Source organism: Chromohalobacter marismortui (genome assembly GCF_004364315.1).
Taxonomy (GTDB): Bacteria; Pseudomonadota; Gammaproteobacteria; order Pseudomonadales; family Halomonadaceae; genus Chromohalobacter; species Chromohalobacter marismortui.
Window position 1 is genome coordinate 517,576 of the sequence record NZ_SOBR01000001.1, and the last position, 15,468, is coordinate 533,043.

Below are 15,468 nucleotides of genomic sequence, written 5' to 3' on the forward strand. Positions count from 1 at the left end.
GGTGCCGATGATTGATAATTGTTCTTGTTTGTATTAGCGTGCTTGCTGTTCTTTTGTCGGCGTCGATCAGCGGCCGGCACGACCAAGATACGGGAGAAAGCGTGGTGCCAAACGACACGCAAAGTCGCACACGGCCATGCCGGCGTGCGGTATGCGCCGGAATAGCGTTATGGATGGGGGTTTCCGCGACGGGCTGGGCACAGCAAACGTCGTTGCGTGACGCCACTGCACAGGCGCAGCAAGAGCAGGCGGCATTGCAGGAAAAGATCGACGCGGCTGACGACGCGACGCGTGAATTGCTCACGCGCTTGCGCGATGCCAGCCGCGAAGCCGCGCGGCTCGAGCGTTACAACGATGAGCTGGCGCGCCGCAACAAGGCGCAGCAGGCATTGATCGAGAAGCGCCGTGCTGCCATCGAGCAGCTTTCGGTGACGCGCGAGGCCTTGCCCGGACAGTTGCGTGACATGGTGTCGCAATTGCGCACCCTGATAAAAGCCGATTTGCCCTTCCTGCGTGAAGAACGCTTGGCACGTGTCGACAGCCTCGATGCGATGCTCGACGACAGTGAGATGAGCGCCGCCGACAAGCTCGATCGTGTCCTGTCCGCATGGCGCACCGAGCTCGATTATGGGCGCGAGATGGATACCTGGCAGGGCCGGCTGGTCGGCGATGACGCGCGTCAAGTCGACTATCTCCGAGTAGGGCGCATCGGGTTTTATTACGTGACGCCGAACGGCCGTGAGGGGGGTGTCTGGCGTGCCGAGACCCAAAAATGGCAGCCCCTCGAAGGCGATGCGCTCGATGAGCTGCGCAAGGGAATGCGGATTGCGCGCGATCAGCGTGCACCGGCATTGCTGGATCTGCCGGTCTCGGTAACGGTCGAGACGCCAGCGGGCGATGACACGAATGCTTCAGCCGAGGACAAGGAGTCGTGATGAGTTCATGGAAGTCTCTGCGGTCCCGCGTATTGGTCCCGGTGCTGGTATTGATCATGGCTCTGCCGGGCGTCGTGTCAGTGGCGTCGGCCCAGGAGGGCGATTCGGTCGCCTCGATGAGCCAACTGTTGCAGCGTCTGCGCACGGACAGTGCGGCCGCCGAGGCCCGTGACAGACAGCGCTTGAGCGAGTTGCTGGATGATCGCGAGGCGCTGCGCAAGGCTGTCAAAGAGGCGGAAACGTCGCTGGCCGCGGCACGCCAGCGCCGTGATCAATTGGAGGCAACCCAAAAGCGCCAGCGCCAGGCGCTCGCCGAGATCAACCAGCGCCGTCGTTCTGAAGTGGGCGATCTCGGCGGCGTCTTCAAGGTGGTACAGCGTCATATTGGCGAGCTACGGGATGCGCTGGGCGGTGGTTGGTTGACTGTCGGAACACGCACGACGCTACCCGAGCGGCTCGACGACAACGCCGTTATCGACACGCAGACATTGCAGAATCTGGGGCAAACGTATGCCGCGCTGACGGCGGAGACGGGGCGTGGCGTGCGTTTCGAGGCGCCTATCGCCGCCCCTTCGGGCAACGTCGAGCAGCGAGAGGCAATACGCCTGGGCGATTTTCTCGCCTTCAGCAACGGCAGGCTGCTTACTCATGACACCGACAGCGGGGCGAATGAGACAGGGCTGCGCATGGTGGCGCACACCCCTGAACATGCGCGTGAAGCATTGCGAGCCTTTCAGCAAGGCGAAGGAAGGCGTGTGGTCTTTGACCCCACTCAAGGCGATGTGCTCAGTGCCCTGGCGCAACAGCCGTCGCTGTGGGAGCGTTTCCAGCAAGGCGGATCGGTGGGGTATGTCATTGTCGTGCTGGGTATCGCGGGCTTGCTGGTCGCGCTGGCGCAGTACGCGTACCTGCTGGTCATCAGTTGGCGCATACGTCGCCAGCTCCGCACCCCCGAAACCTTGAGCAGCCATAATCCGCTAGGGCGGGTACTCGGTCGCTTCGCGGCTCTGGGCCACGATCATGCACCTGAAGCGCTGGAGGCACGCCTCGATGAAGCGCTGTTGGCGGAAAAGCCGCGTCTCGAACGCGGCCAACCCCTGGTCAAGCTCATGGCGGCCGTCGCGCCCCTGCTCGGGTTGCTGGGCACCGTGACCGGCATGATTGGCACCTTCCAGTCGATCACCGTGTTCGGTACCGGCGATCCGCAACTCATGGCAGGCGGGATCAGCCAGGCGTTGGTGACCACCGTGCTGGGCTTGATCGTTGCCGTGCCGCTTCTGTTCGTGCATACCGCCTTGAGCAGTCGTAGTCGCGAATTGCTCGGTACGCTCGAGGGCCGGGCGAGTGCCGTGCTGGCCGAACATCTCGAGGCAACACACGGCGATACGGGGACGCAGGCCCATGCTCACGCTCGCTGAGCCCATCGTCTGGCTGGTCGATGCCGGCGGCCCGGTGCTGGTGGTCATCGCCTTGGTCGCCATGGCGCTTTTCGCCATGGGGCTGGAGCGTGGTCTGTACTGGCAGTTCGTTCATCGGCGCCGTCGCCGCGCCCTGGTGGCGCGCTGGGTTGCGCGCCGTGACCACGTGAGCTGGAGTGCGTTGACATTGCGCGAGGTCTGGACCTCGGAGCTCATCGGTCAACTGCGGCGTCCCTTGCCCTGGCTCAAGCTGCTGGTGGGGCTGTGTCCGTTATTGGGCTTGCTGGGCACGGTCACCGGGATGATCCAGGTATTCGACAGCCTGTCCTTGACCGACACCAATCAGGCGCGGGCCATGGCCGATGGCGTGGCACGGGCCACCTTGCCGACCTTGACCGGGATGGCGGTGGCCGTGGTGGGGCTGCTGTTCACCACGCGACTCGAACATGTAATCCGGCGCGAGGATCAGCGGCTTCATGACCGCATGGCCCGTGCCGTGGAGGATGCCAATGCGTAGGCGTCGACTACAGGACGTCAATGACGACGCCCAGGAAATCAACCTCACGCCGATGCTCGACGTGGTCTTCATCATGTTGATCTTCTTCATCGTGACCACCAGCTTCATCAAGGAAAGCGGCGTGGAAATAGAGCGTCCCGAGTCGTCCTCGGCGACGGCGCGTCCCGATGCTCAAGTCATGGTGGCGATTACCGCGGAGAATGCCGTTTGGGTCGATGGACAGCCGGTGGATGCGCATCGCGTGGGCAATGAAGTGGCCAGCTTGGTGAGCGATGAAGGCGGGGTCGTGATTCAGGCCGACCGTCAATCGACGACGGGGCTGCTCATCAAGGTCATGGATGCCATTCGTGATGCCGGCGTTGACAACGTCGCCGTGGCGGCGAATCGAGGCACGGACGGATGAGGGCGATGGCAGGCGCCGTAGGCGGCATCTTGATGGCGCTCGGGCTGTTTTATCTGCTTGCTCTACTGGTGGCGCCGCCCGACGATGCCCGCACGCCGGTCGAACAGCCGATGTCGATATCGCGCGTTCAGGCGCCTGCGGTTCAGCAGGCGTCGGCGCCGGATGCGGCGGCACCGCGGGCGCCGACGCCACCGGCACAGGCACCGCCGCCGCCGCCCCCTGCTCCGGTGCCTGCGCCTGAGTCCGATAGTTCGCTGACGTTACCCGAGCCGGACGCCCCGACACCACCCAAGCCTGAGGTGTCGCAGGTGCCGCTGCCCGACCTCGAAGAGGTCGAGCCCGAGCCGGAACCAGAGCCGCAGCCGAAACCTGAGCCGCAGCCGGAGCCTGCAACGGCGTCGTCATCTACCGAGTTGGCGTCGTCAGGTACAAGTGGCGAGGCCGACACGCAAACCGACACGGCGGCCAGCGGTAAAGCCCGTCAACAGAGCGCTGACGCCGTGGGATCGCCGCAGCCGACCCGGCGCGTACCGCCGGAGTACCCGTCGCGGGCCCAGCGGCGAGGTATCGAAGGGTTCGTGGAGGTGAGGTTCACGATCATGCCCAACGGCCAAGTGGATGCCGACTCCATTCGTGTCACCAAGGCAGAGCCGCGCCATGTGTTCGAACGCGCGGCGCTCAGGGCGATCGCCGATTGGCAGTTTCCCCGTGGCAATGCGCCTCGGGAAGCGCGTCAACGTCTAGAATTTCGCCTCAAGAGGTAGTACATGCGGTGGTCTCATTGGAGCTGTAGCGTTTTTCTGAGTTTATGCCTGGGGCTGTCGAGCGGTCACGCAATGGCGGCGGGACCTGCGTTGTCACCGGGGATGGTGCAAGCGCTGGAGTCGCTGCAGCAGCGTATGCAAGAGGGTGCCAGTCAAGACGACATCGCGCGTGCCAAGGCGGCGGCTCGCCGCTTGCAGGGGGGTAATGCCGCGGACCGCTGGGCACGGGCATTGTTCCTGCAATTGGCCGCTACCGGTGAAGCGCAACGAGGACGCAATGCGGCGGCGGCGGATCTGTATTATCAAGCGCGACGCATTGACGGCGTGGGAAGCGATTCGCGACGGCGTTGGCTCAATCAGGAGGCGCGTTTGAGGCTGCGCGCGGGGCAGATCGCGCAAGGCGCCGAACTGCTGGGCGCCTGGATCGATCGCTATGGCGGTGATAGCGACGACCTGTGGCTGATGGCGCAAGCGCAAGCCTCGTTGCGTCATTGGTCGCAAGCCGCCGACTGGGTCGATCGCGCGCGCCGCGCCGGGGGGCTGAATGCCGACAGGCGTCGCTTGGCGGCGAGCGTGTACCAGCACGCCGAACGTTACGACGCGGCGCTGGCGTTACTCGACGCCCAACTCGAAGGCGACAGCGACGATCCCCAGGCGTGGCGGCGTGCTGCAGCCCTGGCGCAGCGCATGCAGCAGCCCGGATTGGCGGCGGCATTGTGGGAAGCCGGCTGGCGGCGGGGTGTGCTCGAAGGTGAGGACGCTCTCGAGCGCCTCATTCGGCTGCATTTGGCCGGGGGGACGCCGGCACGGGCCGCCGAGTATCTGGAGAGGGCGTTGGCGGACGGCAGCTTGCCGCGTGATAGCCAGCACCAGCGTTTGCTCGCCGAGGCCTGGACGGCAGCGCGTGCGCATCGCAAGGCGTTGTCGGCGTGGCGCACCCTGGCCGAGGACACCCAAGCCGCCGAAGACTGGCGGCAACTCGGTGAGCTGGCCTATGGCTGGGGCGAATGGTCGACGGCGATAGAGGCGCTGCATCGGGCGCGTGAACAAGGCGCCGATGCTGCGCGCACCTGGCTGCTGGAGGGGGTGTCACAACTCGAGCTGTCGAACGAACAAGCGGCCCGTGAAGCATTCGAAGCGGCGCGCGATGCCGGCGCATCGCAGGCCAAGGCCTGGCTGGCATCGCTTGGCAACGCCAATGGGCTAAAAGAAGCCCCCGAGGCCGACGCATCGTCGCATGCCACCACCCCCCCAGGCGTCGCCCGGTAAGCAATGATGCATGCAACGCCCGGCTTGCGCGTGCCCCTCACGCATTTCACGGGCGTCGAGACGGATTACAATGCGAGTTGTGCCCAGACCGGCGCATGGTCCGAAGGACGCTGAATGCCGCGTAGCTCGTAATCGATGCCGGCGTCTTCCACCCGCTCGCTCAGCGTGGGTGTGACCATGATGTAGTCGATTCGCAAGCCGCGCTTGGGCTCGCGCTCGAAGCCTCGCGAACGATAATCGAACCAGCTGAAGCGGTCATCGACCTCGGGGTAGCGCAGGCGGTAGCAATCGCTCAGGCCCCAATCGGCGAGCCGTGTGAGCCATTCGCGTTCGACGGGCTGGAAGCTGGTCTTGCCCTCGCGCAGCCAGCGCTTGCGATTGGCCTCGCCGATACCGATGTCGATGTCGGCGGGAGAGATATTGAAGTCGCCCATCACCGCGAGCCGTTCGCTGGGCGTATGGCGCGCTTGCAGCAATGCCGTGAGCCGGGCATAGAAATCGCGCTTGTTGGGAAACTTGGTGGGGTGTTCGATGTTTTCACCCTGCGGGAAATAACCGTTGTAGACGGTCATGACGTCGCCGTCGTCGCAGCGTAAGCGAGCACCAATCAGGCGCCGCTGGGCGTCTTCGCCATCGTCAGGCAGGCCGTAATACACTGCCTCGGGCGCCTGTCGGCTGAGAAGGGCGACGCCGTAATGACCTTTCTGCCCGTGAAAGGCCACATGGTAGCCGAGTGCCTCGACGGCCTCGCGCGGGAACTCGCTGTCCTGCACCTTGGTTTCCTGGAGGCCGATGATATCGGGGCGGTGCGCCGCGATGAGTGCCTCCAGTTGATGCAGCCGGGCGCGGATGCCATTGATGTTGAAGGAGACCATGCGCATCAGTGGTCACCTCGCGAATCGTCCGGCGTCGACGCACCGTGTACGTCGAGGGTCGGGGCCTGTTGCTGGCGCGCCAGACGTCGCGCGGCTTGCAGCTTGCGCTGCTGGCGTTTCTTCTGCACGTAGCGCGGCGACGAGTTGACCTGATCGGGGTTGTCGTGGCGCCATTTGCGAAAGTCCTTGCGGCGCCCGGTGCGAATCGTCACCTTGCTGGCGATCGAGCGCGTTTTCTTGCGGCGTGTCATATCGTGATCCTAGTGTCGTAGTGACTTGACGCCCATTCTACCAGCCGCGTTGTCGGGCGACACCCGTGACTGAGCGCGATGCCCGCGCGATGCTCGGCAATCACTGATACAATGGCGGCTTGCGTCGTGATCCAGCTTGGCTGTCGCGATGGCCGTGGCGCGCTGCGGAAAGGCAGGCAAGCGCGCTGGATTCATGCATTTGCATACGAATATTGGACAGACATAGAAGCCTATGAGTGAGTCGGAAAAAACTTCAGCACCGGCCCAGAACCGTAAGCCCAAGCGGCGTCGTCGCAAGCCGCGTCGCTCGCAGTCTCAGTGGGACATCAAGCAGTTCCAGGTGACACCGGTCGCGGGTAAGTGGCGCTTTCACGATTTCGATCTTCCTGTGCCGCTGATGCGTGCGATTCATGCCTTGGGGTTTGAGTACTGTACGCCGATTCAGGCCGAGGCGCTGACGCATACATTGCTCGGCGGCGATGTGGTCGGCAAGGCACAGACGGGGACCGGCAAGACCGCTGCGTTTCTAATCTCGATTCTGGCGTACTTCCTGGAAGAAAAGGCCCCCGACGGTCAGAAGCCTGGCGCGCCGCGTGCGTTGATCGTCGCACCGACGCGCGAGTTGGCATTGCAGATCGAAAAGGATGCCAAGGCATTGGCGCGCTTCACGTCACTCAACGTGGCCAGCGTCGTCGGCGGCATGGACTATCAGAAGCAGCGCGAGCAGCTGTCGCGCAAGCTCGATGTGCTGGTGGCGACCCCCGGGCGTCTGCTCGACTTCCACGAGAAACGTGATGTCGATCTGACGCAAACCGAGGTGCTGGTCCTCGACGAGGCGGATCGCATGCTGTCGATGGGCTTCATTCCGGATGTCAAGCGCATCATTCGGCATACGCCCAAGGCCGAGGAGCGCCAGACCTTTCTGTTCTCGGCCACGTTCAGCCCGGATATTCTCAACCTCGCTGGCCAGTGGACGCATAACGCCACTCACGTGGAGATCGAGGCCAGTCTCGAGAATGCCGCCAACATCGACCAGCGCGTTTATCTGGTCGGCGACAGCGACAAACAGCGCCTGCTGATCAACCTGCTGAACCAGGCAAGCATGGAACGCGTGATCGTGTTCGGCAATCGCCGTGACCTGGTGCGCAATCTCGATGAGAGCCTGCGTAACGCGGGGATCAACGTGGCGATGTTGTCTGGCGACGTGCCGCAAAGTGCGCGTATCAAGACCCTCGATCGTTTCCGAGACGGCGAGGTGGATGTGCTGGTAGCCACCGATGTGGCCGGGCGCGGCATTCATATCGATGATGTCAGTCATGTGGTGAATTACACCTTGCCGGAAGATCCCGAGGACTACGTGCACCGTATTGGCCGCACGGGGCGTGCCGGTGCCGAGGGCGTGTCGATCAGTTTCGTCGGTGAGGAAGATGCCTTCGCATTGCCAGGGATCGAATCCTACATCGGCGACAAGCTGCCTTGTCAGCATCCTCCCGAAGGGCTGCTTTGAAGGTTGAAGAGCGGCGCTGCGCGCCTGAAAGCTGGAACAGCGGCTACGCCGCTTTAAGAAAGACTGCCCGGGCCGCGCTGGCCCCTTGGTGAGCGGCGACGGGGACAGGCCAGAGCGGAGGTCCGATTCCAGGGAAGGAATCGGTAGCGCCCAGGGAAGGGGGTGCAGCACCACCGTGTCGGCCTGTCGCCGGACATGCCACGCTCCTCTATGGATGCATCATGCTTGACGAGGTCCTGAAGGACGAGATACAGACCGCCTACCGGCGGGTGCTCGATGGGCTCGAGCTGACCCCGCGCTACGGGCAGCGCCTGATGATCGCCGAGATCGCACGGACCCTGGGCGGCATCGAGTCGGATGAGGCCGGACGTCGGCTGTCCAACGAGCATGTCTGTGTGCTTGAAGCGGGCACGGGGACCGGCAAGACGCTGGCCTATCTGCTTGCCGCGTTGCCCATCGCCAAGGCGCGGGGCAAGCGTTTGGTGATTTCCACCGCCACGGTGGCCCTGCAGGAGCAGGTGCTGCATCACGACCTGCCGGCCCTCAAGGCGCATAGCGGCCTCGATTTCGAATACGCGCTGGCCAAGGGGCGGGGGCGCTACCTGTGTGTGGCGCGACTCGATCAGGCGCTGGAAGGTGGGGAGGACAACCCCACGCTGTCGCTTTTCGAGGAAGCGATGTCCTCCCGCGACGGCGATGATTTCCAGGCCCTGGCACAGGAAATGGCCGAGGCTTATTCGGCGGGGCGCTGGGAAGGCGATCGCGATAGCTGGCCGACGGGCATCGACGATGCCGACTGGCGTCGTCTGACCATCGACCATCGCCAGTGCACCAATCGACGCTGCGGCCACTTCGGGGCCTGTGCTTTCTTCCGTGCCCGTCGCGGGCTCGATCAGGCCGACATCATCGTCGCCAACCATGACCTGGTGCTGGCGGATCTCTCCCTGGGGGGCGGGCTGGTATTGCCGTCGCCCAAGGACTGCATCTACGTCTTCGACGAAGGACACCACCTGCCCGACAAGGCCCTGGATCACTTCTACCACCGGCTGCCGGTCAACGGCACATTGCGTTGGTTGCGCACGCTGAAGAAGTCGTTGACCGAACTCAATACCGCGCTGGCCGTGCAGCCGACCCTGGCGCGTCTGTTGGCGAGCCTGCCGGAGGCGATCGCGGCCCTGGAGCCGCGCCTGGGTGAGGCCTTCGCCATGGGCCATCGCCTCGCCGAGCGCGAGGAAGGGCTGCCCGACGACGCCACCGATGCCGTGCATCATCGCTTTCCAATGGGCCGTGTGCCGGAGGCGTTGAGCGAGCAGGCCCAGTCGATGGTGACGGCGTTCGCCGAACTGTCGCGCACGCTCGAAAGCATGGCGGATATCCTGCGCGAGAGCCTCGACCCCGAAAAAGCCACCGGCTTGCCGCGCGAGCAGGCCGAATCCTGGCTGCCATTGATCGCCTTGCTGCATGGCCGAGCCCTGGAGGCACATGCCTTGTGGCAGGCATTGGCGACGCCGGACCCCGAGGATGGCGTGCCACAGGCGCGCTGGTTGACCTTCGAGCGTGTCGCCGGCGAGGCCGAGTTGACGTTTTCTGCCAGCCCTGTCTCGGCCGCCGAGACTCTGGCACGTCATTTGTGGGGCACCTGTCACGGGGCCGTGGTGACCTCGGCGACGCTGACTGCGCTCAACCGTTTCGAGCGTCTTCAGGAGCGCGCCGGCCTTGCCAATCGCTATCGCTATCAACGCTTGCCGAGTCCCTTCGACTATTCCCGCGCGGTGCTCAGCGTGCCGCCGGAGGCCGTCGACCCCAGCAACCGCGAGGCTCACGAGCGGGCGCTGATCGACTTCACCCAGGCGCTCGGCGAACGCGAAGCGGTGCTCATGCTGTTTTCGTCGCGCAAGCAGCTGCGCGCGGTGCTGGAGGCGTTGCCACAAGCGGTACGCGAGCGGGTCGTGGCCCAGAACCATCTGCCCAAGCGCGAGTTGCTCCAGCGCCATCGGGCACGCGTCGATGCCGGGGAGGGCAGTATCATCTTCGGGTTGGCCAGTTTCGCCGAAGGCGTCGACTTGCCGGGCGAATATCTTACCCATGTGGTGATTACCCGATTACCGTTCTCGGTGCCCGACGATCCAGTAGGGGCGACCCTGGCGGAGTGGATCGAGCGTCGAGGCGGCAATCCGTTCATGCGCATCTCGGTGCCGGATGCCTCGATTCGCCTGGTCCAGGCCTGCGGTAGATTGATCCGCAAGGAGGCCGATCAGGGGCGGATCACACTGCTCGATCGGCGTGTACTGACGCGGCGTTATGGCAGGGCGCTGCTCGACTCCTTGCCGCCTTTCCGGCGTGAAATCGACGGCGTGATGCAGTAAGAGGCGAGGCACTCACTCGGTAGTCGACGGGCCGACCCCGCGCCAGGCGGGGTCGGGAACACGGAAGGTCATGCGCCGCGTTGGCGCGTGGCCAAGGCCGGCTTCAACTTCTCGTTCATTTCGTGCATGGCCGTTTCAGTCGTCGGCCAGTCAATGCAGGCGTCGGTGATCGACACGCCATACTGCAGCTGCGAGCGATCTTCGGGGATCTTCTGGTTGCCCCAGCCGATATGTGACTCGATCATCAGTCCCATGATCGAGGTGTTGCCCTCGAGGATCTGGTTGGCGATGTTCTCCATCACCAAGGGCTGCAGCGAGGGGTCCTTGTTGGAGTTGGCGTGGGAGCAGTCGACCATGATGTTGGGCGTGACGCCGGCCGCGCGCAGCTCTTTTTCGGCGAGCGTCACGCTGACACTGTCATAATTGGGCTTGCCGTTGCCGCCGCGCAGTACGACATGACCGTAGGGATTGCCGCGTGTGCGGATGACGGCCACCTGGCCGCCTTGGTCGATACCCAGGAAGTTGTGCGGGTGGGCGACGGACTTGAGGGCATTGACCGCGACGTCGAGGCTGCCATCAGTGCCGTTCTTGAAGCCGACCGGTGACGAGAGCCCGGATGCCATCTCGCGGTGCGTCTGGGACTCCGTGGTCCGCGCCCCGATGGCCGACCAGCTGATGCAATCCTGCAAATACTGCGGCGAGATGGGGTCGAGTGCCTCGGTGGCCAGCGGCAGCCCCATTTCGGCGAGCTCCACCAGCAGGTGCCGAGCGGTGCGCAACCCTTCCTGGATATCGAAGGTGTCGTCGAGGTGGGGATCATTGATCAGTCCCTTCCAGCCGACGGTGGTACGCGGCTTCTCGAAATACACGCGCATCACGACGTACAGGCTGTCGCTGACCGCGTCGGCCAGCTGGCGCAGGCGGCGTGCATAGTCGCGCGCGGCATCCACATCGTGGATCGAGCACGGGCCGATGACGACGACCAGACGCGGGTCGTCGCCGTCGAGGATCCGTTGCACGGTTCGGCGTCCCTCGAGTACCGTGCGCTCGGCTGCCTCGGTAAGGGGAATTTCACGCTTGAGCGCCTCGGGTGTGACCAGCACGTCCTGGGCGAGGACGTTGATGTTATTGACCTGCTGTTCTGACATTCCGCTACCTGTAGATATGTGTCGCGAAGGGCATCGGTTTCGCTTGCGAAGAAGCGTTACTATCGCTTGTCGGTGCCGGAAAAATCAATGTCAGGGGCGAACTTCTCGATAGGATGGCGGTCAATGCTCGGATGCCATCAGCGCATCCGCCGCTTTATCGCCTTGATGAGGCGGGCAGAAAAAGGAACACTAGGCATTACTTAAGTTAAGCAAGTGGATCGGCCGCATGACCCTAAGCTCTGTTTGAAAAATCGACGAGCGATGGCCAGACAAGGCAAAAATTGGCGAAAAAGCGGAGTTTACGCGGGGTAAATGAGTATTTTGAGTCAATTTTTAACGCCGTATGGGCGCGCGCAGGCATTTTCCAGACAAAGCGTAGGTCTTCGCCCAATTTCGTCCATTACCTTGATTATTCAGCGCCCCGTGGGCTCGACTGGAACATGATGACCACACAGCCGATACGTTTTTTCTGCGCTGGCGCCTGGGACGGCGCCTCGCTTTATGGTGCCTCCAGCACAGGGGGGGAATGAATGGGCACAAGGGAAACCGACCGTCAGCTCGTCGAGCGTGCCCAGAAGGGAGACACCCGGGCTTTCGATCTTCTGGTCAAGAAGTACCAGCACAAGATTCTCGGCCTGATCGGGCGCTATGTGCATGATCCCGCCGAAGTCCAGGATGTCGCACAGGAAGCCTTCATCAAGGCATACCGTGCCTTGGGCAAGTTTCGTTCCGAAAGCGCTTTCTACACATGGATGTACCGCATCGCCATCAACACCGCCAAGAATCATCTCGTCTCACGCGGTCGTCGGCCACCGGGCAGTGACATGGATATCGTGGACGCCGAGGTGCTCGATCACAGCGGGCGCTTGTCGGATATCGAGACGCCGGAAGCCGCCTTGCAGCGCGACCAACTCGAGTCGGCTGTGTTCGAGGCCATCGAGAATCTGCCCGAGGATCTACGTACCGCCATCACGCTGCGCGAGATGGATGGACTCGCCTATGAAGATATCGCCAATATCATGCAGTGTCCGGTGGGGACGGTGCGGTCGCGCATCTTCCGTGCGCGTGAGGCGGTGGACAAGGCGATCGAGCCGTTGTTGAACGTGCCGCGTCAGGCCGGTGCCACGGTCGAGTGATGGGCGCGAGTGAGAAAAAAGTGGCGCTGGATGCGTTCAAGAGGGAACTGTCGGGCCACTTTGACGTCTCACCGGGTACTAGTGAATGAGGGCGCTGTTGACGTCAGGTAATCGGGGCGCTCGTGGAAGATGTCACAACCAGGCGTCGCCACACGTATAGCGTCGTGTAGCGCCCAGTAGACGATGGGCATTCGTCTTCTCGAATGTGAGGGTGTAGGTATGAATCAGAACGTGCGAGAGTCCTTGTCCGCGCTGATGGATAATGAGGGCGATGACCTCGAGATGCGTCGTGTCATGAAATCGCTGCAAGACGCGCCGGACGATGCCGAAACATGGCGGCGTTATCACTTGGCGCGCAGCATGATGCAACGTGACCGCAGTGTGGATGTCAGCACGGACCTGTCCGCGGGTATCATGGCTCGCCTCGCTGAAGAGCCTGGGCCATCGGAGGCCACGACGCAGGAAACGCGTCGCAGCGTGCCCTTTTCCTTCGCAGGCAGTACCGCTGTCGCCGCCGCCGTCTCCTTGATGGTGATCACCGGCGTGCAGGTATACAACGCCAATACGCCCAGTGGTCTCGGCGGGGACGGGGCGGAGTTTGCCAGCGATGACGCGTCCTCGGGAGCGTTGTCTCCCGGCGAGCGCGGGGCCAGCGTGCAGCCGGCGTCTCTGCAAAGCGCTCCTTCGGGCATCGAGGCCATGCCGGCGAGTTTCGGAGGAGGCAGTACGGGCTTCTTTACCGCGTCGTCCAGCGACAACCCGGTGTTTCCCAATTTCGCCCCTCCTGAGCCAAGTGGCGTCATGGAAGTCAGCATGGGCGGATCACTCTTTTCCGACTCGCTGCCCCAGACGGCACACAGCGACTACGAACAGTCACGGCTTCTTCAGGCATATCTGAAAAAGCAGCATGCCGATGCGATGGGCGACGCCTGGATGTCGTCTTCTCGCGTACCCGATGGTACGGGCGCCGAGGTGACGAGCCAGCCTTGACCTTGCGTCGCGGGCGGCTTGGCATGACCGTCGACGCTATCATGTAAGAGGCGCGCCACCTGTCGGTTGTCAGGGGCGCGCCTTTTTTTGTCGTCTGGCGCCGGGGATGGCGCCTCTTCAACTTATCGCGTTGTTCGGTGAACTCCTGTGCCGTTAAGGTATCAATGAAGTTGTCGGCGTCGTTATGCAGGGCGTCGATTCATGGTGGGTCGGCCTCGTGCGCTGGCCTTGTCAATGTGGCTCCTCGTTTTGGTTAACGAGTTCACGCTTTTTATCAGGAGTCTTTGATGGAACGTCTGTCTCGCTATTTCTCTCCTTTTTTACTGGCGTTGGTAACGTTATGTGCCGCGCAGTTCGCCCAAGCGCGCGAATTGCCTGATTTCACCCAGCTGGTGAAAGACGCCGCGCCGGGTGTCGTCAATATCTCCACGACCAGCACTGTCGAAAGGCGCGGGATGCAGGGATTCCCTTTCGGTGGTCAGGATGTCCCTGAAATCTTTCGACGCTTTTTCGGCGACCAAATGCCGCCCATGATGCCGGGAGTGCCCGGCCAGGGCATGGAAGAAGAGCGTCATTCGCTGGGGTCGGGCTTCGTCATCAGTCGCGATGGCTACATCATGACCAATGCCCATGTGGTCGATGGTGCCGACGAGATCGTGGTGCGCTTCAACGACCGCCGCGAACTCAAGGCCACCCTGGTGGGTGCCGACAAGAAAACCGATGTCGCCGTCCTCAAGGTCGATGCCAATAATCTTCCCGTGCTGGAGATGGGCGATTCCGACGAGCTGCAAGTCGGGGAGTGGGTCGCGGCCATCGGGTCGCCTTTCGGCTTCGATCACTCGGTGACGGCAGGGATCGTCAGTGCGATCGACCGCACGCTGCCGAGCGATGCCTACGTTCCCTTCATCCAGACCGATGTGGCGATCAATCCCGGCAACTCCGGTGGGCCGCTGTTCAATCTCGATGGCGAGGTCGTCGGCATCAACTCCCAGATTTATACCCGCAGCGGTGGTTTCATGGGGGTTTCCTTCGCCATTCCGATCAACGTGGCGATGGATATCGCCGACCAATTGAAAGATTCCGGGCACGTCAGTCGTGGCTGGCTTGGGGTGGTCATTCAGCCGGTATCTCAAGACCTGGCGGAGTCCTTCGGTCTCGACGAGGCGCGCGGGGCCTTGATTTCCCAGGTCACCGATGACAGCCCTGCCAGCGAGGCCGGGCTCAAGGCCGGCGATGTGGTGCTGGCGGTGGATGGCCAGACAGTCCAGGATTCGAGCACCTTGCCCCGCCTGGTGGGGCGTGTCTCGCCCGGCGATGACGTGACGCTGAAGATCCTGCGCGACGGCGAACCGCGGAAAATCGACGTCACGGTGGGCCATTGGCCGAAAGAGGGCGAAATGGTATCCGGTTCACCGCACCAGGAGGACGGTAGCCAAGCGCGTCTGGGGGTCGCGGTCAGCGATCTCGACGAGCGGATGCGCAGCCAGCTGGGCGTCGATGACGGTGTCGTGGTGCGTCAGGTCGACCCGCGAGGCGCTGCGGCGGCTGCCGGGATTTCGCCGGGCGATGTCATCGTCAGCTTCAATGGCCAAACGATCGATAGCACCGATACGCTGATGCAGGCGGTGGACGCGGCCCCCACCGATCGTGCCATCCCGGTGCGCATCGTGCGTGACGGTCAAGCGTTGTTCGTGGCGCTGCGCCTGCAGTCCGACGATGAGTAACGCCGCCGTGGTACGTCCCGGCTAGGCATCGAGGCCCCGCTCCGGCGGGGCCTCGTCATGTCGATCATGGCCCCTCGCTGTCCATGGAAGGTGCTTGCCGGTACAATGCCTTTCAATTGAATTGTTCATCGCTCCGCGTACGCTCGCCTAACAGCCTGTCGGGCT

General features: G+C 63.2%; 14 protein-coding genes. 11 read left to right on the forward strand and 3 right to left on the reverse strand.

Features of this window, described 5'->3' with window-relative positions:
- Window positions 1-173 precede the first annotated feature (173 nt).
- The 6 genes from C8E00_RS02290 to C8E00_RS02315 are packed head-to-tail and all read left to right on the forward strand — an operon-like array spanning window position 174 to window position 5,306.
- Window positions 174-935 (forward strand): DUF3450 domain-containing protein, encoded by a 762-nt coding sequence (locus C8E00_RS02290; protein WP_166638214.1) that lies wholly within the window; start codon window positions 174-176, stop codon window positions 933-935.
- Window positions 935-2,353, forward strand: coding sequence for a MotA/TolQ/ExbB proton channel family protein (locus tag C8E00_RS02295; protein ID WP_133694006.1), 1,419 nt, complete (start codon window positions 935-937; stop codon window positions 2,351-2,353). The genes C8E00_RS02290 and C8E00_RS02295 overlap by 1 nt, the downstream gene beginning before the upstream one ends.
- The gene (locus tag C8E00_RS02300; protein ID WP_133694008.1) at window positions 2,337-2,870 is read left to right on the forward strand and encodes a MotA/TolQ/ExbB proton channel family protein; all 534 of its coding nucleotides are present in this window, start codon (window positions 2,337-2,339) and stop codon (window positions 2,868-2,870) included. Before C8E00_RS02295 ends, C8E00_RS02300 begins: the two co-directional genes overlap by 17 nt.
- On the forward strand, window positions 2,863-3,273 hold the full coding sequence (locus C8E00_RS02305; protein ID WP_133694010.1) for an ExbD/TolR family protein: 411 nt from the start codon (window positions 2,863-2,865) through the stop codon (window positions 3,271-3,273). Before C8E00_RS02300 ends, C8E00_RS02305 begins: the two co-directional genes overlap by 8 nt.
- Before the next feature lie 5 nt (window positions 3,274-3,278).
- The gene (locus C8E00_RS02310) at window positions 3,279-4,037 is read left to right on the forward strand and encodes an energy transducer TonB (RefSeq protein ID WP_243833083.1); all 759 of its coding nucleotides are present in this window, start codon (window positions 3,279-3,281) and stop codon (window positions 4,035-4,037) included.
- Between the two features lie 3 nt (window positions 4,038-4,040).
- Complete coding sequence (locus tag C8E00_RS02315; RefSeq protein ID WP_208291858.1) at window positions 4,041-5,306, forward strand: tetratricopeptide repeat protein; 1,266 nt, start codon at window positions 4,041-4,043, stop codon at window positions 5,304-5,306.
- Window positions 5,307-5,371: 65 nt separating this feature from the next.
- On the opposite strand, the gene xthA is transcribed toward C8E00_RS02315, so the two are convergent.
- Both xthA and C8E00_RS02325 read right to left on the reverse strand, forming a co-directional pair.
- The gene (gene xthA, locus C8E00_RS02320; protein ID WP_133694016.1) at window positions 5,372-6,187 is read right to left on the reverse strand and encodes an exodeoxyribonuclease III; all 816 of its coding nucleotides are present in this window, start codon (window positions 6,185-6,187) and stop codon (window positions 5,372-5,374) included.
- The gene (locus C8E00_RS02325; protein WP_133694018.1) at window positions 6,187-6,432 is read right to left on the reverse strand and encodes a hypothetical protein; all 246 of its coding nucleotides are present in this window, start codon (window positions 6,430-6,432) and stop codon (window positions 6,187-6,189) included. The genes xthA and C8E00_RS02325 overlap by 1 nt, the downstream gene beginning before the upstream one ends.
- Before the next feature lie 232 nt (window positions 6,433-6,664).
- Between C8E00_RS02325 and C8E00_RS02330 the strand changes: the two genes are divergently transcribed.
- A complete protein-coding gene (locus C8E00_RS02330) occupies window positions 6,665-7,939 on the forward strand; it encodes a DEAD/DEAH box helicase (RefSeq protein WP_133694020.1) in 1,275 nt (424 codons plus the stop codon).
- 221 nt (window positions 7,940-8,160) lie between these two features.
- The gene (gene dinG, locus C8E00_RS02335; protein WP_133694023.1) at window positions 8,161-10,305 is read left to right on the forward strand and encodes an ATP-dependent DNA helicase DinG; all 2,145 of its coding nucleotides are present in this window, start codon (window positions 8,161-8,163) and stop codon (window positions 10,303-10,305) included.
- Between the two features lie 68 nt (window positions 10,306-10,373).
- Here dinG and C8E00_RS02340 read toward each other — a convergent pair whose 3' ends face one another.
- The gene (locus C8E00_RS02340) at window positions 10,374-11,453 is read right to left on the reverse strand and encodes a 3-deoxy-7-phosphoheptulonate synthase (protein WP_133694025.1); all 1,080 of its coding nucleotides are present in this window, start codon (window positions 11,451-11,453) and stop codon (window positions 10,374-10,376) included.
- A 530-nt stretch (window positions 11,454-11,983) separates the two neighbouring features.
- Between C8E00_RS02340 and rpoE the strand changes: the two genes are divergently transcribed.
- The 3 genes from rpoE to C8E00_RS02355 all read left to right on the forward strand — a co-directional run bounded on the left by rpoE (window position 11,984) and on the right by C8E00_RS02355 (window position 15,303).
- Window positions 11,984-12,589, forward strand: coding sequence for an RNA polymerase sigma factor RpoE (rpoE, locus tag C8E00_RS02345; protein ID WP_133694028.1), 606 nt, complete (start codon window positions 11,984-11,986; stop codon window positions 12,587-12,589).
- A gap of 219 nt (window positions 12,590-12,808) precedes the next feature.
- Window positions 12,809-13,579: a sigma-E factor negative regulatory protein gene (locus C8E00_RS02350; protein WP_166638215.1), complete on the forward strand. Its 771-nt coding sequence runs from the start codon at window positions 12,809-12,811 to the stop codon at window positions 13,577-13,579.
- A gap of 287 nt (window positions 13,580-13,866) precedes the next feature.
- Window positions 13,867-15,303 (forward strand): DegQ family serine endoprotease, encoded by a 1,437-nt coding sequence (locus tag C8E00_RS02355; RefSeq protein ID WP_133694033.1) that lies wholly within the window; start codon window positions 13,867-13,869, stop codon window positions 15,301-15,303.
- Window positions 15,304-15,468: the final 165 nt, after the last annotated feature.